The sequence below is a fragment of the Halomonas sp. genome (genome assembly GCF_033549285.1).
Classification (GTDB): domain Bacteria; phylum Pseudomonadota; class Gammaproteobacteria; order Pseudomonadales; family Halomonadaceae; genus Halomonas.
The window spans coordinates 1-20,005 of sequence record NZ_JAWSUJ010000079.1 but is presented as its reverse complement, the minus strand read 5'-3'; the positions used below and the strand labels follow the sequence as shown (position 1 = coordinate 20,005).

General features: G+C 67.8%; 21 protein-coding genes. 6 read left to right on the top strand and 15 right to left on the bottom strand.

Features of this window, described 5'->3' with window-relative positions; all coding sequences use genetic code 11:
* Both SCI24_RS15765 and msrA read left to right on the top strand, forming a co-directional pair.
* The coding region (locus SCI24_RS15765) for a translocation/assembly module TamB domain-containing protein (protein ID WP_318726283.1) at nucleotides 1–378 on the top strand (378 nt) is incomplete at its 5' end.
* Between the two features lie 52 nt (nucleotides 379–430).
* Nucleotides 431–1,045 (top strand): peptide-methionine (S)-S-oxide reductase MsrA, encoded by a 615-nt coding sequence (gene msrA, locus SCI24_RS15760; protein WP_318726282.1) that lies wholly within the window; start codon nucleotides 431–433, stop codon nucleotides 1,043–1,045.
* Between the two features lie 27 nt (nucleotides 1,046–1,072).
* Here msrA and SCI24_RS15755 read toward each other — a convergent pair whose 3' ends face one another.
* The 11 genes from SCI24_RS15755 to can all read right to left on the bottom strand — a co-directional run bounded on the left by SCI24_RS15755 (nucleotide 1,073) and on the right by can (nucleotide 12,622).
* On the bottom strand, nucleotides 1,073–1,810 hold the full coding sequence (locus SCI24_RS15755) for a Crp/Fnr family transcriptional regulator (RefSeq protein WP_318726281.1): 738 nt from the start codon (nucleotides 1,808–1,810) through the stop codon (nucleotides 1,073–1,075).
* Nucleotides 1,811–1,969: 159 nt separating this feature from the next.
* Nucleotides 1,970–2,569, bottom strand: a complete 600-nt coding sequence (locus SCI24_RS15750) for a hypothetical protein (protein WP_318726280.1) — start codon at nucleotides 2,567–2,569, stop codon at nucleotides 1,970–1,972.
* A 123-nt stretch (nucleotides 2,570–2,692) separates the two neighbouring features.
* Complete coding sequence (locus tag SCI24_RS15745) at nucleotides 2,693–3,739, bottom strand: hydrolase (RefSeq protein ID WP_318726279.1); 1,047 nt, start codon at nucleotides 3,737–3,739, stop codon at nucleotides 2,693–2,695.
* Between the two features lie 7 nt (nucleotides 3,740–3,746).
* Nucleotides 3,747–5,066, bottom strand: coding sequence for a Xaa-Pro dipeptidase (gene pepQ, locus SCI24_RS15740; protein ID WP_318726278.1), 1,320 nt, complete (start codon nucleotides 5,064–5,066; stop codon nucleotides 3,747–3,749).
* Entirely contained in the window at nucleotides 5,063–6,013 is a 951-nt protein-coding gene (locus SCI24_RS15735) for a LysR family transcriptional regulator (protein WP_318726277.1), read from the bottom strand. Before SCI24_RS15735 ends, pepQ begins: the two co-directional genes overlap by 4 nt.
* Nucleotides 6,014–6,077: 64 nt before the next feature.
* Nucleotides 6,078–7,136, bottom strand: a complete 1,059-nt coding sequence (locus SCI24_RS15730) for an oligopeptide/dipeptide ABC transporter ATP-binding protein (protein WP_318726276.1) — start codon at nucleotides 7,134–7,136, stop codon at nucleotides 6,078–6,080.
* A complete protein-coding gene (locus tag SCI24_RS15725; RefSeq protein WP_318726275.1) occupies nucleotides 7,136–8,155 on the bottom strand; it encodes an ABC transporter ATP-binding protein in 1,020 nt (339 codons plus the stop codon). Before SCI24_RS15725 ends, SCI24_RS15730 begins: the two co-directional genes overlap by 1 nt.
* Before the next feature lie 4 nt (nucleotides 8,156–8,159).
* On the bottom strand, nucleotides 8,160–9,101 hold the full coding sequence (locus SCI24_RS15720; protein ID WP_318726274.1) for an ABC transporter permease: 942 nt from the start codon (nucleotides 9,099–9,101) through the stop codon (nucleotides 8,160–8,162).
* Nucleotides 9,098–10,144, bottom strand: coding sequence for an ABC transporter permease (locus SCI24_RS15715; protein ID WP_318726273.1), 1,047 nt, complete (start codon nucleotides 10,142–10,144; stop codon nucleotides 9,098–9,100). Before SCI24_RS15715 ends, SCI24_RS15720 begins: the two co-directional genes overlap by 4 nt.
* A gap of 106 nt (nucleotides 10,145–10,250) precedes the next feature.
* Nucleotides 10,251–11,825 (bottom strand): ABC transporter substrate-binding protein, encoded by a 1,575-nt coding sequence (locus SCI24_RS15710; protein WP_318726272.1) that lies wholly within the window; start codon nucleotides 11,823–11,825, stop codon nucleotides 10,251–10,253.
* Between the two features lie 146 nt (nucleotides 11,826–11,971).
* Entirely contained in the window at nucleotides 11,972–12,622 is a 651-nt protein-coding gene (gene can / locus SCI24_RS15705; protein WP_318726271.1) for a carbonate dehydratase, read from the bottom strand.
* A gap of 159 nt (nucleotides 12,623–12,781) precedes the next feature.
* On the opposite strand from can, the gene gorA reads away from it, so the two are divergent.
* The 4 genes from gorA to SCI24_RS15685 all read left to right on the top strand — a co-directional run bounded on the left by gorA (nucleotide 12,782) and on the right by SCI24_RS15685 (nucleotide 16,836).
* Nucleotides 12,782–14,143, top strand: coding sequence for a glutathione-disulfide reductase (gene gorA / locus SCI24_RS15700; protein WP_318726270.1), 1,362 nt, complete (start codon nucleotides 12,782–12,784; stop codon nucleotides 14,141–14,143).
* Between the two features lie 239 nt (nucleotides 14,144–14,382).
* On the top strand, nucleotides 14,383–14,961 hold the full coding sequence (ectA, locus tag SCI24_RS15695; RefSeq protein ID WP_106230888.1) for a diaminobutyrate acetyltransferase: 579 nt from the start codon (nucleotides 14,383–14,385) through the stop codon (nucleotides 14,959–14,961).
* A gap of 106 nt (nucleotides 14,962–15,067) precedes the next feature.
* Nucleotides 15,068–16,333 carry a diaminobutyrate--2-oxoglutarate transaminase gene (gene ectB / locus SCI24_RS15690; RefSeq protein ID WP_318726269.1) on the top strand — a complete coding sequence of 422 codons (1,266 nt, stop codon included), beginning with the start codon at nucleotides 15,068–15,070 and terminating at the stop codon, nucleotides 16,331–16,333.
* A 92-nt stretch (nucleotides 16,334–16,425) separates the two neighbouring features.
* The gene (locus tag SCI24_RS15685; protein WP_318726268.1) at nucleotides 16,426–16,836 is read left to right on the top strand and encodes an ectoine synthase; all 411 of its coding nucleotides are present in this window, start codon (nucleotides 16,426–16,428) and stop codon (nucleotides 16,834–16,836) included.
* A 64-nt stretch (nucleotides 16,837–16,900) separates the two neighbouring features.
* Here the strand turns inward: SCI24_RS15685 and SCI24_RS15680 are convergent, their stop codons facing one another.
* From SCI24_RS15680 to SCI24_RS15665, 4 genes are all read right to left on the bottom strand, one after another.
* Nucleotides 16,901–17,443, bottom strand: coding sequence for a DUF3833 domain-containing protein (locus SCI24_RS15680; RefSeq protein ID WP_318726267.1), 543 nt, complete (start codon nucleotides 17,441–17,443; stop codon nucleotides 16,901–16,903).
* A gap of 164 nt (nucleotides 17,444–17,607) precedes the next feature.
* Nucleotides 17,608–18,039 carry a hypothetical protein gene (locus SCI24_RS15675; RefSeq protein ID WP_318726266.1) on the bottom strand — a complete coding sequence of 144 codons (432 nt, stop codon included), beginning with the start codon at nucleotides 18,037–18,039 and terminating at the stop codon, nucleotides 17,608–17,610.
* A gap of 73 nt (nucleotides 18,040–18,112) precedes the next feature.
* Nucleotides 18,113–19,354, bottom strand: a complete 1,242-nt coding sequence (locus tag SCI24_RS15670; protein WP_318726265.1) for a hypothetical protein — start codon at nucleotides 19,352–19,354, stop codon at nucleotides 18,113–18,115.
* Between the two features lie 200 nt (nucleotides 19,355–19,554).
* On the bottom strand, nucleotides 19,555–20,005 hold a 451-nt coding region (locus SCI24_RS15665), incomplete at its 5' end, for an outer membrane protein (protein ID WP_318726264.1).

Below are 20,005 nucleotides of genomic sequence, written 5' to 3'. Positions count from 1 at the left end.
AGCGCGCTCTCCTACCTGCTGCGCGGCCGTGCCCCGGACAGCAGCGGCGGCGCCGACGGCGCCCTGACCTCGGCGCTGATCGGCATCACCCTGGGACAGACCGGCGGCGCCGTGGGCGCCATCGGCGAGGCCTTTGGCATCTCCGACCTGAGCCTCGACACCGCCGGCGCCGGGGAGGAGAGCCAGGTGGTGGTCACCGGTAACCTCACCGACCGTTTGAGCATCGGCTACGGGGTGGGCGTCTTCTCGCCCATCGCCGAGCTCACCCTGCGATACCAGCTGTGGCGCAGCCTCTATCTCGAGGCGGTCTCGGGGGCGGCCCAGGCGGTCGACCTGGTCTACAGTTTCAGCCTGCCGGGCAATCCCCCGAGCCCATGAGACGAAGCGGACAGTTCCGTCAGACATTCCACCGGACAATGGAGTCCCACCCATGCCACTGCATCCCGACCACGCGCCCGAGGGGCGCGACACGCCGCTGCCGATCAGCGGGACCCACCTGGTCTACGGCCACGCCATGCAGCCCCCCTGGCCCGAGGGGATGGAAGAGATCGTGCTGGGGCTGGGCTGCTTCTGGGGGGCCGAGCGGCTCTTCTGGCAGCTGCCGGGCGTTCACGTCACCGCGGTGGGCTATGCCGGCGGCGTGACCCCCAACCCCACCTACGAGGAGACCTGCAGAGGCCGGACCGGCCATGCCGAGGTGGTGCGGGTGGTCTTCGACCCCCGCGTGGTCGACCTGGAGACCCTGCTGCGGGTGTTCTGGGAGGCCCATGACCCGACCCAGGGCCACCGCCAGGGCAATGACATCGGCAGCCAGTACCGCTCGATCATCCTCACCACCACCCCTGGCCAGCGCGAGGCGGCCGAGCACAGTCGCGAGGCCTACGGCGAGGCGCTGTCGCGCAGCGGCAGGGGGCCCGTGACCACCGAGGTCGAGCCCCTCGAGGCCTTCTACTACGCCGAGGAGTACCACCAGCAGTACCTGGCGAAGAACCCCGGGGGCTACTGCGGCCTGAAGGGGACCGGGGTCAGCTGCCCGATCGGTTGAGTCCGCCAGGGGCCCGCCCGAGGGGGACTAGAGCTGCGCCAGGCGTCTCTTCAGGCCATTCAATTCATCGCTCATGTACTGGGCGTCGAATTCCGCTTCCTGGAACAGGCGTACCGGGTCGTAGACCTCGATGTGGGCACGGTGCTTCTTCAGCACCCGATCCTCTTCCAACGCCTTGAGGGTTCGGTTGATATGTACCGGCGACAGGCCAAGGATCTGTCCCAGCAGCCGCTGGGAAACGGGGAACTCGAAGAACGCCAGGTCGACGCGCTGCAACTTCTCGAGTCGAAAGAAAGTCTCGACCATGAAATGCAGTACCTGTGAGCGCGCGCTGCGATGAAGGGTGACGAGCATGCGTTCGGTAAGGAGGGCCTCCTGTCGGCTGATGGTGGCGAAGAGCGCAATCGCCAGGGGCGTGGAGGCCGCGATGAGGTCAACGATGTTCTCGTGGGGGAACGGCTGGATCATGCCGCGGGTGATCATGCTGGCCTCGGTCACGTGCCGCATGAAGGTAAACTCCCTGAGCCCGATGATTTCGCCAGGCAGCAAGAGGTCGATGACCTGTCGCTCGCCATCCTCGGTGCGGCGGACGGTGCAGGCCCAGCCACTCTGCAGGATGTACAGCTCGCCCACCCTGTCCCGGGGGCGCCAGAGCCGCTGATTCTTTACGGCCAGTTCGGCGTCTTGCTCGAACCGTGCCAAGAGTTGCTTATCCTTTTCACTCAGGTCCAGGTACCGCCCCATGGCGATCTGGAAAAGGCTCACGCCAGGCGCCTGGTCGTCGAGGCAAGCCGCTGCGGCTCCATGCAATGCGGGATAGCGAAGATGATGATGCTCCTTTGGGTCATGGACACAAGCAACGCCCGATGGGTGGCCTTCCTCATGGCTTATTCTAGTCGCACTTTAGAGACACTGCCCACGAACCTATCGCCATGGCGCCTGGCCATGATGGGCGCCTCGCCCTCGGTTCACCGGCGCTCCCTCCCGCCAGCGAAGTGGCGCCAAGGGCGTGATCGTTCGCCCGTCGTGAGACCTCGCTGGGGTGGGCAACGCGACGCCGGGCAGCTGATCCCGTGCTTCCTGGAGAATCTGGAACTGTGCCCGGCGCTGGCCGATACAGTCATTCAACCAGGCATTCAGGTCGGGGATGGCGTTGTAGGCCTGCAGGCGTTCATAGAAGCGCCGTGACCGCCACTCCTCGAGCAGTGCCCGGCTGAGCTCCTCAGCCGCCACCTCATCATCGAAGATGAAGAAGTGGGTCTGTACCTGCAGCTCCTGCTCGCGACGCTCGGCCGGATCATGAAGCGGAGACTGCTCGATCGGTAGCGACGCTGACACCTCGATCAGGGACTGGATCCGCTGCTGACTCTCGCTCGCCAGGGCCTGCATGAGCTTGCTGGTGGCGATGTGATAGGTCAAAAAGCGCAGGCTCAGCCAGCGATATCGTTGGTACGCCTGGTGCTCATGCGCATTGGCCCGGGCCAGGATATCCTCGATCAGGATGGTGACGCTTGGCGTGTTCACGATGCGTTTCACCTCTTGTAGCACCTCGATCCACTTGATGGCGTCGCGGCCTCGAATGACCCTCGATGACCATGCCTGAGGAACAGCCTAGGAAAGGGCGCCGCCAGGGTCTGCCAACCTGGGTTAATAACCTGCATTTTTTTTGCAACTTCTCGAATCGAGGGCGAAGTGGATGGCCGACATCGTCGATTGCCAATCCGTAAGCTGCTGACCGACACGACGCGCGAGCCAGCTGGCCGGCCGCCCCTGATGCCACTCCACGAACCCGACGTGCCCTCCGTGTCGGGCGAGTTCCACCCGCACCGAATCGGGAGGTGCGGGTAGACGCCTGAACAATGCCGGCGGCATGAAGGGGTCGTCGTCGGCATGCAGGATGAGCATCGGCAGCTCGACCTCGCCGAGCAGGGGGCCGGCGGAGGCGCGGCGGTAGTAGTCCTCGGCGCCGTCGAAGCCGTGCAGGGGGGCCGTCACGGCCTCGTCGTAGGCGCGCAGGCTCTCCAGGGCCTCGAGCTCCCGCGAGGTAATCGCAAGCGGCAGCTCGCCACGGACCAGGCGAGGGGCCATCTTGCGCTTCAGTGAGCGGAGCAGGTGTCGCTCGTAGACCCTCGAGAAGCCTTGATGCAGGGTATCGGCACAGGCCGAGAGCTCCAGCGGCGCGCTGATGACGATGGCGCCGGCCAGGTCCAGGCCATTGTCACCCTGTTCGGCGACCAGCTTGACCAGCATGTTGCCGCCCAGGGAGACCCCGACGGCGACCTTGAGGGCGCGGGGATAGCGATGGGCCAGCTGCCCGATCAGCCAGTAGGCATCCGCCGTGTCGCCGCTGTGGTAGGCCCGAGGCAGGCGATTGGGCGAGGCCCCGCAGCCCCGGAAGTGCATGAGCAGCGCGCGCCAGCCGAGGCCGGCGGCGGCGTGCAGCAGGTGACGGGCATAGGGCGAGGCCAGCGACCCCTCGAGCCCGTGGAAGAGCAGCAGGATGGGCGCGTCGGCCCGCTCGGGCTGCGGTCGCGCCCAGGCCAGCTCGACGAAGTCTCCGTCCGGCAGCTCGAGGATCTCGGTCTCGGCATCGACCGCCGGGCGCGGCAGGCAGCGGGGCAGCAGGGTCTGGACGTGCCGGTTGGAAAGCCCCGGGGGCGGGCGGAAGTCGGCAGCGTGCCAGGTCGCGTCCATCGGCGGGTCACTCCGGCGGGGTGAGGTTGTCGTGGCCGGTGGGCGTGATCACCAGGTTGTCCTCGATACGGATGCCGCCGTGGTCGGCCAGGCGCTCGACCAGGGGCCAGTCGATGTCACGGCCCGCCGCGCCCTCCTTGAGCGGTGCCAGCAGCATGGGGATCACGTAGAGCCCGGGTTCCATGGTGACCACCATCCCGGCCTCCAGTTCCCGGGTCAGGCGCAGCGCGGGGTCCGCCTCGGGCGGCGGCAGTGGCTGCCCAGCGGCGTCCACGCGGCCGGCCACGTCATGGACCTGCAGGCCCAGCGAATGGCCCAGACCATGGGGACAGAAGGCCCGGGTGATGCCCTGGGCCACCGCCGCCCCGGGCGTGCAGTGCACCAGGCCCTGGTCGGCCAACAGTTCTCCCAGGCCCAGGTGCATGTGCCGGTGCAACTCGACGTAGTCGACCCCCGGCGCCAGCTCGCCGATCAGCCGGCGCTGCAGCGCCGTGACGCCCTCGATCAGCGCCGCGAAGGCGGGGACGGCATCGGGCCCGGCCCAGGTGCGGGTGATGTCCGCACAGTAGCCACGGAAGCGGTGGCCGCCGTCGAGCAGCAGGCTGCGCCGGCTCTCCGGGGCGACGCTCTCGTAGTGCTGGTAGTGCAGCACGCCGCCGTGGGCATTGAGCCCGACGATGCTGGCGTAGGGCAGGGCCGTCTCGCGCTGTCGGGAGGCGCCCAGGTAGGCGAGCTGGATGTCGAGCTCGGCGCCACCGTCCAGGAACGCCTGACGGGCGGCGCGATGGCCGGCCATGGCCTGCCGGTTGGCGTCACCCAGGCAGGCGATCTCGTAGTCGCTCTTGCGGACGCGGCCCTCGTCCAGGGCAGCCACCAGGGCCGGGGGGTTGCGGTCGGCATCGAGCGCCTCGGCGAGCGCTGCCGACACGTCGCCGAGCACGGCGAAGCGGCCGGCCGGCAGGGCCGGTGGGGCGTCGTCGCGGGCCAACTCGATGGCGAAGGCCTCCACCCAGGGCTCGTCGGGCAGGCGGGCCGGCAGGTGCCAGAAGTCGTCCGGGGCATGGACCTTGAGCCTGGGTCGCTGGCCCGGACGGATCAGCAGCCAGCTGTGGGCGAGGTCGGCCTGGCCGGTCCAGTGCATGAAGTGGCCGTAGGCGGCGAAGCTCGCCTCCTGGTCGTCGGCGAAATGGCGGCGGGGCTGGCCGCTGTAGAGCAGTACGCCGTCGAGCCCCAGGCGCGTGAGCACCTCGTCGTAGGCCCCTTGCAGGGACTCCAGGTGGCGCCGTTGCAGGATGGCGAGCGGGGAGGGCGTGGCTGGGGCGGTCATGGGGACTCCGGTGAGGGGATCGGCGTGTGACGGGGTTGGGCGGCGCCACCGGAAAGCGCCTCCCAGAGGGCCTCGAGGGCGACGGGGCCGTGACCGCGCCGGCGGTAGAGGCGAATCTCCAGGGGCACCTCCCAGCGCGTATCGCCGGCTCGCACCAGGCGGCCGGCGGCCAGGTCGTTGCGCACCGTGCGTTCGGGCAGCCAGCCGAGGCCATAGCCCAGGCCGACCAGTTCGCGGATGTTGCCGCTCTGGATGCTCTCGTGGAGCACCCGGAAGCGCGGTGCCCCGGGCAGCTCATCCAGGCGGCTGCGCAGGGCCAGGTCGATCAGCCCGCGGGGGTGGTAGGCGATCAGTGGCAGGGTGAAGCGGGCCCCGGCCTGAAGCGCGAAGCGGGGGCGGCCATCGGCCTCGGGCAGCGAGGTCGGGATCATCCGCTCGTGGCCCAGGCAGTGGTGGGCGAGGCCCTCGGTCTCGGGCATGAGCGGGCAGGCGCCGGCCGGCCAGTAGCAGAGCACCAGGTCGCACTCGTCGCGGGCCAGGGCCTCGAAGAAGTCGCCGGCCAGCCAGCCGGTGGCACGCAGGTAGGGCGTCAGCGGGGGCGGCGAGGCCCAGTCGGCGAGCCACTCGGGAAGGAAGTGCGCCAACAGGCTCTGCGGCGCCGCCAGCCGAAGCTGTCCCGCCTGCTCCTCGGCCAGGTGGGCCAGCCGCTGCCGGGTCGCCGCTACCCGTCGGGTGACCTCCTGGCAGAGGCCGAGGAATTCCTCCCCGGCCGGGGTCAGCGACAGCGGCAGGGTCTGGCGGTTGATCAGGGTGGTGCCCATCTCCTCCTCGAGCAGCTTGATGCGTCGCGAGAAGGTCGGCTGGGTGACGTTCTGCTCCTCCGCCGCCCGGGAGAAGTGCTGGGTCCGGGCCAGGGCGATGAAGTCTTCCAGCCAGCGCAGTTCCATGTCGATCCTCGTGCGTGCCGCGGCCGTGTCTCGGCCCCGGCATTGTGCCATAGCGTGGCGGAGCTCAGTCGATGCGCCCTTCCTCCACGGCGTGACAGGCCACCTGGCCGCCGTCGCCGGTGGCGATCAGGCCCGGGATCTCGCGCCGGCAGCGCTCATTGGCATGGGGGCAGCGGCCGTGGAAGACGCAGCCCGAGGGCAGGTTGACCGGCGTGGGCACCTCGCCCTCGAGGCGGATGTGCTGGGGCCGGTCGTCCTCTAGGCGCGGGATCGCCGACATCAGGGCCTGGGTGTAGGGGTGTCGCGGCCGGGCGAAGAGCGTCGCCGTCGGCGCCACCTCGCAGACCCTTCCTAAGTACATCACCGCCACCCGGGTACCGAAGTGCTCGACCACGGCGAGGTCATGGGTGATGAAGAGGTAGGTCAGGTTGCGCTGCTGCTGGGCCTCCATCAGCAGGTTCAGCACCTGGGCCTGGATCGACACGTCCAGCGCCGAGATCGGCTCGTCGGCGACGATGAACTCCGGGTCCACGGCCAGGGCGCGGGCGATGGCGATACGCTGACGCTGGCCGCCGGAGAACTCGTGGCCGTAGCGTGCGCCCCAGTCGGCCGCGATGCCGACCGAGGCCATCACCTCGGCGACCTGCTCCTTGATCCGCTGTGCCGACCACTCCGGATGGTGCAGGCGGATCGGCTCCTCCAGGGTCTGCTGGATGGTCATCCGCGGGTTGAGCGAGGCATAGGGGTTCTGGAAGATCATCTGCATGCGGCGGCGGTAGGGCATCAGCGCCTTGTGGGAGAGGGCGTCGATGCGCTGGCCGCCATAGTGGATCTCGCCGGCACTGGGATGGAGCAGGCCCATCACGGTGCGGGCCACCGTGGACTTGCCGCAGCCGGACTCGCCGACCACGCAGAGTGCCTCGCCGCGGCGGATATCCAGGTCGACGCCGTTGATGGCATGCACGTGCTTCTGCTCGCGGACGATCCTGCCCTTCCTGAACTTGAGCTGCTCGAGGAAATCCCCGGAGAGCGAGAAGTGCTTCTCCAGCCCGCGGATCTCCAGCAGAGGGCTGGCCGCCTCGGGGGCCTGGCCAGGGGCTTGGGCGTGGGCGGTGGAACTCATCAGCGAATCTCCTCGGCCGGGATGCGTTCGCGCTCGATCATCTCGGCGACCATGTGGCAGGCGACCCGGCAGTTGCCGGAGGTCACGAAGCCGGGAACCTCGTCGATGCAGGCGCGGCGGGTGGTGCCGTCGGCGCGCTCGACGAAGCCGCAGCGCGGATGGAAGGCGCAGCCGCTCGGCAGGTTGTCCAGCGACGGCATGCTGCCGGGGATCTGGTTCAGCCGGCTGCCCGGCGTGGCCATCTGGGGCAGGGCGTTGATCAGCCCCTGGGTGTAGGGGTGCTGGGGGTCGTTGATGATCTCCCGGGTCGGGCCCTGCTCGATCACCCGGCCGGCATACATCACCAGCATGCGCTGGGTGACCTGGCTGACCACGCCCAGGTCGTGGGTGATCAGGATCAGGCCGACATTGTGCTTCTCGCAGAGCTCGAGCAGCAGCGCCATGATCTCGGCCTGGATGGTCACGTCCAGCGCGGTGGTGGGCTCGTCGGCGATGATGATGTCGGGGTCGAGCAGCAGCGCGATGGCGATGATCACCCGTTGGCGCATGCCGCCGGAGAGCTCGTGGGGATACTGGTCCAGGCGCGCCGCTGGCGAGGGGATCTGCACCTGCTCGAGCTTGCGCAGGGCGATCGCCCGGGCCTCGCGGGTCGAGATGCGCCGGTGGGCCTTGAGGCATTCGACCATCTGTTCGCCGATGGAGAGCACCGGGTTCAGGGTCATCATCGGATCCTGGAAGATCATCGACATGCGGTGGCCGCGGACATGGCGCAGCGCCCGGTCGCTCATCTGGGTCAGGTCGCGGCCGTCGAAGTGGATGCTGCCGCCGGCGATGTAGCCCGGCTTGGCGATCAGGTTGAGCAGGCTGAAGGCCGCCACCGACTTGCCGGCGCCAGACTCGCCCACGATGCCCAGGCGCTCGCCGCGCTCGAGGCTGAAGCTGACATCGCGCAGCGCCTGGACATCGCCGCGGCGAAGGGCGAAGCGCACGTCGAGATGGTTTACGTCGAGGAGTGCCATGGGATCAGCCCTTGTAGAGTCGCGGGTTGAGGACGTCACGCAGCCAGTCGCCGAGCAGGTTGATCACCAGCACCAGCACCACCAGCACCAGGCCCGGGATCAGGGTGATCCACCAGGAGCCCGACTGCAGGTAGTCGAAGCCGGACTTGATCAGCGAGCCCAGCGACGGCTGCGTCTCGGGCATGCCCAGGCCCAGGAAGGAGAGCGCCGCCTCGGAGATGATGGCGTTGGCCACCTGGACCGTGGAGATGACGAAGATCGGCGACAGGGTGTTGGGCAGGATATGGCGGAACATGATCCGCCGGCTGGTAAAGCCCATCACCCGGGCCGCATCGACATACTCCTTGTGGCGCTCGGCCAGCACCGAGGCGCGCACCGTGCGCGCGTACTGGGGCCATTCGGCCAGGCCGATGATCAGCACCAGCAGCGGCACCGCATAGGCGCTGAAGGTGGCGCCGCCGAAGATCGCCTTGACCAGGGCGCCCACCACGATGGCCACCATCAGGGTGGAGAACGACAGCTGGATATCGGCCAGGCGCATCAGGAAGGCATCCACGCGACCGCCCAGGTAGCCGGCGAGCAGCCCGAAACTGACGCCCAGCAGGGCCTGGAGGGCCACCGCGCCGAAGCCGATGATCAGCGACACTCGGGCGCCGTAGAGGATGGTGGAGAGCAGGTCGCGGCCCTGGGCGTCGGTGCCCATCAGGTAGGTCGGGTCGCTGCCCTCGACCCAGAAGGGCGGCAGCTCCGAGGCCAGGATGTCGATCTGCGCCAGGTCATAGGGGTTCATGGGCGCCAGCCACGGGGCCAGCACCGCCACGGCGACCAGGGCGATGAAGACCACCAGGCTCAGCTGGGCGATCAGGTCACGCTTGAAGCTGTAGAGCAGGTAGGAGCCGCGAAAGCGTGACCAGCGGCTCGCTACCCGGGGGGTCGTGGTTGTCATGCGGGTTTCCCTGTCAGCTTGACGGTGGGGTTGACCAGGCCGTAGATCAGGTCGACCAGGGTGTTGGTGATCACGAAGATCAGCCCCACGATCATCAGGTAGGTGATGATCAGCGGCACGTCGGAGCGCTGGATGGCGTTGAGGAACATCAGCCCCATGCCCGGCCACTGGAAGACCGTCTCGGTGAGGATGGTGTAGGCCACCAGGGTGCCGATCTGCACCCCGCCCATGGTGATCACCGGCAGCATGGTGTTCTTCAGGGCGTGCACGAAGTAGATGCGGCGCAGCGCGATGCCCTTGGCGCGGGCGAACTTCACGTACTCGGACTGCAGCACCTCGAGCATCTCGGCGCGGATCAGGCGGATGAACAGCGGCAGCATGATCGAGGCCAGCGAGATGGCCGGCAGCACCAGGTAGGTGAGCCCCTCGAGGGTGGCGAAGTTGGTCGCCCAGGTGCCGAACACGGGCACCGGGTTGCCGCGCCCGTAGGCCGGCATGCCGCCCTCGGTACTGACCAGGTCGTTGAGCCAGGCGCCCCAGCCGGTATCGGCGGGGAAGGGCGACCAGGAGACGCCGATGGCGAACAGCTGGATCAGCATGATGGCGGTGAGAAAGACCGGGATGGAGATGCCGATGATCGACACCCCCATGAAGAAGCGTGACAGCCAGGCCCGGGGCCGGATCGCGCTGTAGACGCCGATCGGCACCGAGAACAGCACGATCAGCAGGGTCGTGGCGAAGACCAGCTCCAGGGTCGCCGGCAGGTGGCGCAGGATCACCTCGGTGGTGGGCTGGTTGAAGATGTAGGAGTAGCCGAAGTCCAGCTGCAGGGCATTACCCGCGAAGCGCAGGTACTGGACCAGGAAGGGGTCGTTGAGGCCCAGCTGCTCGCGCAGGGCCTCGCGCTCGCTCTCCGGCACCGACTGGCCGACCATCTGCTGGATGGGGTCGCCCAGGTTGTCCTGGATCGCGAAGGCGATGATGCTGATGACGAACATCACCAGCAGGGCATGGAAGAGGCGCTTGATCAGGAAGGCGATCATGGCTGGCGTCCCGTGTGCAACACGCGGCGACGCACTCGGCTGGCGAGCGCGTCACAGGGGTCAGGTTTCGGATGGCCGGCCCGCGAGGGGCCGGCGCGAGGGAGGCTTACTCGTCCTCGATGACCAGGTCCCCGAGGTAGGGGAAGTTCATCACGTTGAGGATCGGCTCGATATCGACATTGGCCGCCGAGGCCCAGGCCAGGTCCTGCCAGTGCAGGGGCACCACGGCCGCCTCGTCGTGCAGGGTCTGCTCGACCTGCTGCAGCATCTCGGCGCGCTTCTCGAGGTCGACCTCCAGGTTGGCCTCGGCCACCAGCTTGTCCAGCTCCGGGTTGCAGTAGTTGCCGGCGTTGTACTGGCCGGCGCCACTGTCGGCATCAGGGCAGGCGGTCAGGTACTCGTGGAAGTTGGCGCTGTCCTCGGTGTCGGCGTGCCAGCCGATCAGCATCATGTCGGCGGCGCGGTCGTCGTACTCGCCCCAGTACTGGGCCTTGGGCAGCGTCTTGAGGTCCACAGTGACGTTGATGCGCGCCAGCATGGCGGCCACTGCCTGGGCGATCTTGGCATCATTCACGTAGCGGTTGTTGGGCGCCATCATGGAGATCTCGAAGCCGTCGGCATAGCCGGCCTCCTCCATCAGTTGCTTGGCCTTCTCCAGGTCGTAGCGCGGCTCGAGATCCTCGACATGGCCGGCATAGCCTTCCGGCGAGAACTGCGCCGCCGGGGTGGCGAAGCCCTTCATCAGGCGGTCGGCGATGCCCTCCTGGTTGACGGCATAGGCGAAGGCCTGGCGGACCCGCGGGTCCTGGAAGGCCTCGACGCGCTCCTGGTTCATGTGGAAGAAGATGATCCGCGTGCCGGACATGGTGACCAGCTGGACGTCCTCGTCCTCGCGCACCCGGTCCAGGTCGTTGGGCGGCACCGGGGCGATGAAGTCCACGTCCCCGGAGAGCAGGGCGGCCACGCGGGTGGCGTTCTCGCTGATCGGGGTAAGCACGATGCGCTCCACGTTGCCCGGGGACTCGTCGTCCCAGTAGCCGTCGAAGCGGTCGAACTCCATGCGGGTCCCCTTCTGGTGCTCGACCACGGTGTAGGGCCCGGTACCGGAGAGGTTGGCCGAGGCGAAGGAGTTGCCGTTCTTGACGATCTCGTCCTTGGGGTCGCCGTCCGCGTCGGTGCCGCTGTAGAACTCGCTGTCCAGCGGGAAGATGTAGGTGGCGAGGTTGAGCAGCAGCGGGTAGGGCTTGCGGGTGGTGATCTCGACGGTGGTCTCGTCGATGGCCGTGACGCCTTCGATGGGCTCGAAGATCGCCTTGAAGTCCGGGCTGCGCTTGAGGCGCTCGACGGTCCAGACCACGTCCTCGGCGGTGAAGGCGTTGCCGCTGTGGAATTCCACCCCCTCGCGCAGGGTCATGCGCATGGTGGTGTCATCCACCTGCTCCCAGCCGGTGGCCAGGCGCGGCTCGAAGGAGAGATCCTTGTTCCAGCGCACCAGGGGGTCGAAGGTCATGTGGGAGAGCTGGAGGATCCCCCCGGAGAGCTGCTCGTGGATGTCCAGCGAGACCGGGTCGGCATCGTAGGCCATGCGCAGGGTGGTCTCGGCGCTGGCCACGGAGGGCAGCACGGCGGTGGTCATGGCGGCGCCGATCACGCTCGCCAGCAGGGTCTTCTTGAGAGTCATGTGTCGTTCCATGCCGGTTGACTTGTTGTTGGTGATGACCGCGAAGGTCCAGCCAACAACATAGTGAGCTCGGCCATGGAGGCACAATCGAAATTGTGAGAGGCGCCATGCGCCCGGCGAATGAGCCCCGGCCGCCGAGGCCTGGGTCAGTCTCCGGCGGGGGTGATGCGGTCGATGCGATAGAGGGTGGCGACCTGGTCGAGGCCGTGGACGCTGCAGTCGAGGTCGGAGACCCGGCCGTCGCTCAGCCCGTAGACCCAGCCGTGCACCGAGAGCGCCTGGCCGCGTTGCCAGGCGCGCTGGACGATCTTGGTTCGGCACAGGTTGTTGACCTGGGCCTCGACGTTGAGCTCGCACATGCGGTCGACCTGCTCCTCCAGGGGCAGTGCTTCCAGGGCCCCACGGTGGCGGCTGTAGAGCTCGCGGACCGTATGCAGCCAGTAGTCGACCATCCCGCACTCGCCGCCGGCGACCGCCGCCCGCACGCCGCCGCAGCCGTAGTGACCCACCACCATGATGTGACGGACCTTGAGCACGTCCACGGCGAACTGCACCACCGAGAGGGCGTTCATGTCGTTGTGGTGGAGCAGGTTGGCGACGTTGCGGTGGACGAACACCTCGCCCGGTGGCAGGTCGATGATCTGGTTGGCCGGCACGCGGGAGTCGGAACAGCCGATCCACAGGTAGTCGGGACTCTGCTGCCGGGCCAGGCGGGCGAAGTAGTCCGGGTCGTCCCGGCACATCTTCTCCGCCCAGCTGCGGTTGTTGGCCAGCAGTCTCTCGATCTCTTGTTTCATGGCGGGCTCCGGTCGGCATGGCAGGGAAGAACGGTCCCCCTTGTAACCTCGCCTGCCGGGGTGGTCAACCGCTCTCCCGGGGTGTCGCCTCGGCTGGTATGATCCTCCTCGAGATTCACCGACGGGCCGACGCGGCTCGACCTTCGACAGGAGACTTGCGTGTCAGACTTCGACTATGACCTCATCGTGATCGGGGCGGGGTCCGGTGGCGTTCGCGCCGCCCGCACCGCCGCCGCCACCGGCGCGCGGGTCGCCGTGGCGGAGGATCGCTACCTGGGCGGTACCTGCGTCAACGTGGGCTGCGTGCCCAAGAAGCTCTACTCCTATGCCGCCCACTTCCACGAGGCCTTCGAGGACGCGGGCGGCTTCGGCTGGCACCTGCCCGAGGCCCCGCGCTTCGAGTGGGCCACGCTGCGCGACAACAAGATCGGCGAGATCAAGCGGCTCAACGAGATCTACGGACGCCTGCTCGACACCGCCGGGGTGCGCCTGATCAACGGCCGCGCCAAGGTGCTGGATGCGCACCATGTCAGCGCCAACGACGAGACCCTGAGCGCGGCGAAGATCCTGGTCGCGGTAGGGGGCTGGCCCTGGGTGCCGGACTTCCCGGGCAACGAGCACGTGGTCGATTCCAACCGGGTCTTCGACCTCGAGGCCTTCCCCGAGCGCTTCCTGGTCCTCGGCGGCGGCTATATCGCCGTGGAGTTCGCCAGCATCTTCAATGGCCTGGGCAGCGAGGCCCACCTGGTCTACCGGGGCGAGCTGTTCCTGCGCGGCTTCGACCAGCAGGTGCGCGAGTTCACCCGCGACGAGATGGCCAAGAAGGGCGTCCAGCTGCACTTCGAGGCCAATATCGCCTCCATCGAGAAGGTCGAGGAGGGGCTGCGGGTGAGCCTCACCAACGGCGAGCAGCTGGAGGTGGATGCCGTGCTGGCCGCCACCGGCCGCCGTCCCCATCTCGAGGGCCTGGGCCTCGACCGCCTCGACATCGCACTGACCGACAGCGGCCACCTGCGCGTCAACGAGCGCTTCGAGACCTCCGTTCCCTCCATCCTCGCCCTGGGCGACGTGACCGGTGGCCCGGAGCTGACCCCGGTGGCGCTCGCCGAGGCCATGCAGATGGTCCGTCACCACTTCGACGAGGCCGAGCCGGCCGCGCTCGACTACCGCAACATCCCCACCGCGGTGTTCTGTCACCCCAACATCGGCACGGTGGGGCTCTCCGAGGAGCAGGCCCGCGAGGCATGTGGCGAGATCCGCGTCTATGTCGCCGACTTCCGCCCCATGAAGCACACCCTCTCCGGCAGCAGCGAGCGCTGCCTGATGAAGCTGATCGTCGATGACGCCAGCGACGTGGTGGTGGGGGCCCATATGGTGGGCGAGGAGGCCGGCGAGGTGATCCAGGGCATCGCCGTGGCCGTGCGCGCGGGCCTCACCAAGGCCGACTTCGACGCCACCGTGGGCATCCACCCCACCGGCGCCGAGGAGTTCGTCACCATGCGCGCGCCGACCCGGCGCTGAACCCCTTCCATGTCTCGGGCATCGCCGCGGGCCACCCTGTGGGGTGGCCCGCGGCGTTTCGGGCTCCCGTCGTCATCGGAGTGGGCTATTATCGAAGAGGAGCGGCTCGACTGGCAGGGGCCGGCTCGGTCAGCATAATTTTCCATTATGGATCCGTGTCGCCAGGATAATCATGGTTTTGAATTGCCGATAAGCCGCTGTTATACTCCCTTCCAAATTCGCTACAGCGAACCATGACAATGAACGCAACCACCGAGCCCTTCACGCCCTCCGCCGACCTGGCACGCCCCACCGTGGCGGACGCCGTGGTCGGTCACGAGGCCTATCCGCTGTTCATCCGCAAGCCCAACCCCGATGACGGCTGGGGCATCTACGAGCTGGTCAAGTCCTGCCCCCCGCTGGACGTCAACTCCGCCTATGCCTACCTGCTGCTGGCGACCCAGTTCCGCGACAGCTGTGCCGTGGCCACCAACGAGGAGGGCGAGATCGTCGGTTTCGTCTCCGGCTACGTGAAGAGCAATGCCCCGGATACCTACTTCCTGTGGCAGGTGGCGGTCGGCGAGAAGGCGCGCGGCACGGGCCTGGCCCGGCGCCTGGTGGAAGCCGTGATGACCCGCCCGGAAATGGCCGAGGTCCACCACCTCGAGACCACCATCACCCCCGACAACCAGGCCTCCTGGGGCCTGTTCCGGCGGCTTGCCGACCGCTGGCAGGCGCCGCTCAACAGCCGCGAGTACTTCTCCACCGACCAGCTCGGTGGCGAGCACGACCCGGAAAACCTCGTGCGCATCGGCCCCTTCCAGACCGATCGCATCTGAGCGCCCCGCTTCTTCGCGCCTGCTGCTCCTGGCGGCAGGCGTCCCCACACCCTTCAGCCGCGCTCGCGCGTCCTGATCCCTTTCTATTGCCAACAGGAGGTCGCACATGCAGACCCAGATCCTCGAACGCATGGAGTCCGAAGTCCGGACCTATTCCCGCTCCTTTCCGGTGGTCTTCACCAAGGCCCGGAATGCGCGCCTGACCGACGAGGAGGGCCGCGAGTACATCGACTTCCTGGCCGGTGCCGGCACCCTGAACTACGGCCACAACAACCCGCACATCAAGCAGGCGCTGCTCGACTACCTGGCCGAGGACAACATCATCCATGGCCTGGACTTCTGGACCGCCGCCAAGCGTGACTACCTCGAGGCCCTCGAGGAGCTGATCCTCAAGCCCCGCGGCCTGGACTACAAGGTCCAGTTCCCCGGACCGACCGGCACCAATGCCGTCGAGGCGGCCATCCGCCTGGCCCGCAATGCCAAGGGCCGCCACAACATTGTCACCTTCACCAACGGCTTCCACGGCGTGACCATGGGGGCGCTGGCCACCACCGGCAACCGCAAGTTCCGCGAGGCCACCGGCGGCGTGCCCACGGTCGGCGGTAGCTTCATGCCCTTCGACGGCTACCTGGGCGAGGGTACCGACACCCTGGACTACTTCGAGAAGCTGCTCGGCGACAAGTCCGGCGGCCTGGATGTTCCGGCCGGCGTCATCGTCGAGACGGTGCAGGGGGAGGGCGGCATCAACGTCTGCGGCCTTGACTGGCTCAAGCGCCTCGAGCAGATCTGCCGCGCCCACGACATCCTGCTGATCGTCGACGATATCCAGGCCGGTTGCGGCCGTACCGGCAAGTTCTTCAGCTTCGAGCATGCCGACGTCGTCCCGGACATCGTCACCAACTCCAAGTCGCTCTCGGGCCTCGGCCTGCCGTTCTCCCAGGTGCTGATGCGCCCCGAGCTCGATATCTGGAAACCCGGCCAGTACAACGGCACCTTCCGCGGTTTCGCGCTGGCCTTCACCACCGCGGCCGCGGCCCTGCGCCAGTACTGGAGCGACGATGCCCTGGAGAAGGAGGTGGCACGCAAGGGCGAGGTGGTCGCCAAGCGTTTCCAGAAGATCGCCGGCATGATCCGCGAGCTTGGCATCGAGGCCTCCGAGCGGGGCCGCGGCCTGATGCGCGGCATCGACGTGGGCAGCGGCGAGGTCGCCGACAAGATCACCCACCAGGCCTTCGAGAACGGCCTGGTCATCGAGACCAGCGGTCAGGACGGCGAGGTGGTCAAGTGCCTCTGCCCGCTGACCATCACCGACGAGGAGCTGGAGAAGGGCCTCGATATCCTCGAGACCAGCACCAAGCAGGCGCTTAGCTGATAGGCTGAGGGTGTCGCCCATCAGGGCGGCCCGGTCATTAACCGGTCGGCAGGGGCCGACCGGTCCGTCACTGACACCACTGGAGAGACTCCATGATCGTTCGCAACCTCGAGGAAGCCCGCAAGACCGACCGCCTGGTCACCGCCGAGAACGGCAACTGGGACAGCACCCGCCTGAGCCTGGCCGATGACGGCGGCAACTGCTCCTTCCATATCACGCGTATCTTCGAAGGCACCGAGACCCACATCCACTACAAGCACCACTTCGAGGCGGTCTACTGCATCGAGGGCGAGGGCGAGGTGGAGACCCTGGCCGACGGCAAGATCTGGCCGATCAAGCCGGGTGACATCTACATCCTCGACCAGCACGACGAGCACCTGCTGCGCGCCAGCAAGACCATGCACCTGGCCTGCGTCTTCACGCCGGGCCTGACCGGCAACGAGGTGCACCGCGAGGATGGTTCCTACGCGCCGGCCGAGGCCGACGACAAGAAGCCGCTCTGATCGCCCCGCGCGGTCGAGAGGGTCCTGCGACGCCCCCGGTTCCCGCGAGCCGGGGGCGTTCTCGTCAGGGGACCCGGTCGAAGACGATGGTGATCTCGGCCAGCGTCACGCCGAACTTGCTCATGGCCGTGCGATTGATCAGCCGGCCGTCGGGCTGCAGGTACATCCAGTCGTCCAGGGTGAAGGTGATCTCACGTCCCGAGACCTCGACGGGCAGGCGATAGCGCATGGTGAAGGCGTGGCCGGCCTGGCGCGCCTCGACGGGGCCCTCGACGTCATTGGCGTGGCCGAGCCAGCGGTCCTCTCCCTGGCGCTCGAAGGTCCAGACGCGGCGGTCGGTCTCGCCGTCGTCATAGGTGAAGCGTTCGTCCAGGGTCAGGGTGTCGCCCTCGAGTCGCCCGTCGATCTCCACGGTGAAGCGGCGCTGCACCTCGCCGCGGTAGTCCTGGACCATGCCCCAGGCTCGGGTCTGGCCGTCGAAGTAGTCGCCGATGTCGAGGCGCGGCGTGGTGCCCGCGTAGCGCTCGATATCGACGCTGCTGCAGCCGGTCAGCAGCCCCAGGGGAAGCAACAGCACGGCCAGGCGGAGGAGCCATTTCCTGTACATTTTGAGTTCCATCAAGAGGGCTTGTACAGGAAGGCTAGCGGATCAGCGACGCCGGCGCCATCTCTCCACACAACGCGTGACCGGAAGGGGCCTGTTGAGACGGCACCGCCCGGCGGGCCGAGGCCCGCCGGGCGGCGGTGCGATGCTTCTGGCGGGGCAGTGCGTCACGCCTCGTGGTCGTGCTCCTCGCCATCCTCGTGCCCGCCGCCTTCCTCGCCGTCCTCATGGTCGTCGCCGTCCTCGTGCTCGCCGCGTCCCTCGGGCGGGCCACCACCGCGCTCCGAGTTGCCGCGATCGAAGCCCTCGTCGCGGAAGATATCGGATTCCGCCGTGTGGCCGCCGCGGGCCTCGCCGGTGCCGGCGCCCTTGCCCAGGCGCTTGCGCTGCCCCTGGCCGCCGCCCTGCTTGCCGCCCGAGCCATGCTCGCCATCGGCGTGGCTATCGGTATGGTCGCTGTGCTGGGCCAGCAGGCGCGGGGCGCTGGGAGCCTGGGTGAAGGCCTCGGCCTGGGCGAGGCCAGCGGGCACCGTCAGGGCCAGCGGCAGCAGGCCAGCCATCAGGCGACGACGAAGGGCAGGGGAGTGCCGTACTTTCATGGATGCCTCCTGTCGAGACAGGAGCGGCCCCGCGTGGGGGCCGCCGTCTGCCATTGCCGAATCGAGGTGGTGCCTATTCGGCGTCGATGGCGTAGTCGTGGATGTACTCCAGCACCTGGACGGCGTCGTCGGCCTGCTGGGTGAAGACATCGATGCCGTTGGCGTCATCCTCGATGGTCGGGATGGTGTTGAACACCACCTCGTCGAGCAGGGTCACCTCGGTGGGCTGGTAGTAGGTGGTGCCATCGATCACGACCTCCTTGAGCACCGTGACCGTGATGTCGCCATAGAGGTCGTCGCGGTTGTAGGAGTAGCTTTCCGCATCGACCAGGGCGGAGAGCTCGTCGTCGAGACCCACGAAGCTGGTGATGTTCATGATCTCGTCGATGGTCAGGTCGCCGTACTTGTCGGAGGCGGCCGAGAAGGCCGAGGCGGCCAGGGTCAGCACCACGTCGGCATCCACCGTCATGGAGAAGCTTTCGACGGGATCGTCTCCCATGGGACTCGTGGTGATCGACAGCGTGTAGCTGTCGGCATCCGGGTCGCTGCCGGCGGCCTCGATCAGCGCCACGTAGAAGGCGAAGTTCTCCAGCGGCGAGTCGATGGTGGAGATGGTGCCATCGTCGTTGGTGACCAGCAGGCGACCAGCGTCATCGGTCATCTCGTCGAGGGTGTCGGCGGTGATGGTCTGGCCATCCAGCTTGGAGAGCAGCTCGGTCAGGGAGTGGTCGATGACGCTCTCCGGCGAGCGGGCGACGTTGAGGCGACCGAACTCCACCGCGATGACGCCTTCCGGCATCTCGAAGTCGCCTTCCTCGACCTCCACCAGTTGGGTGTAGGTCTCGCAGGCAGGGTCCAGGCAGGGCTGGACGTTGCCGTTCTCGTCGAGGATGGGCGTGCCGTCGTCGTCACGCAGGATGATGACGATATCGCCATAGTCGCCGCCCTTGCCGCTGTCCGGGCCGCCGCCGCTGCCGGCCCCCTCCGGCTGGCCACCGCGGTCGCTGCCGCTTCCGCCCTGACCCTTGCCCTCGGGCGGGCCGCCGGCGGCATCATCGCGGAAGATGTCGGACTCGAGCGAGCGCCCCTGGCCGCCGGCGCCAAAGCCGTTTCCCTTGCCCTTGCCGACGTTGAGCAGGTCGTCGCGACCGCCACCATGGCCCTGGCCCTGCTGGGCCTCGGCGCCCTGGATGAAGAAGCCCGCCTCGGGCACGACGGCCGAGCCGAGCATGGCGGCCCCCACCAGCGGCAGGACGGCCGCACCGGTCAGGGTGGCCAGGCGAGTGAGGGAGGGGGTCTTGCGTAAGGTTGTCATCTCTAACTCCAGGAGTATCAGTTCAACCGACCGTGAACTGGTAGAGCCGTGGTTGCGGAGTGCCAGTACTCGAAGCTTAGTCAGCAGGCAGCCCAATGCAATTGACGTATATCAATATCCGATCCGGTAATTAAGGAAGGCGGTGCGAGCGGCGGGCAGGGCAGCGCTTCCACGTCCGCCGCTCGCACCGCCAGGCCCCTTCAGAAGCGCACGCTCATGCCCAGCCGCGCCTGGTTCTCCTCGCTCTCCAGGGTGTCGACGCCGGAGCCGTAGTCGACCTCGACGTCGTCATAGCGGGTATGGCTGAGGTCCATGCGCAGGCGCAGGCGCTCGCGCAGGGGCACCTCGATCCCGCCACCGAACTGCCAGCCCTGCTCGGTCTCGTCCAGGTGGACACGCTGCTTGCCCCGCGCGTAGCGGGTCTCGAAGTCGGTCCAGGCCGGGCCGCCGCGCAGGTAGAGCAGGGCGCCGCTGTCGATCACGTAGCCCGCGCGCAGGGCCAGGCCCAGGCTTGACTCGCGGTCCACCGAGTAGGTGCGACCGGTGGGCTGGCGCTCGTGGTTCCAGGTCACGTCGCTGACCTCGGCCGCGAGCTCGCCCCCCAGGTAGAAGCGCTGGAAGGTCTGGCCATAGCCGACATGCAGGCCCGCC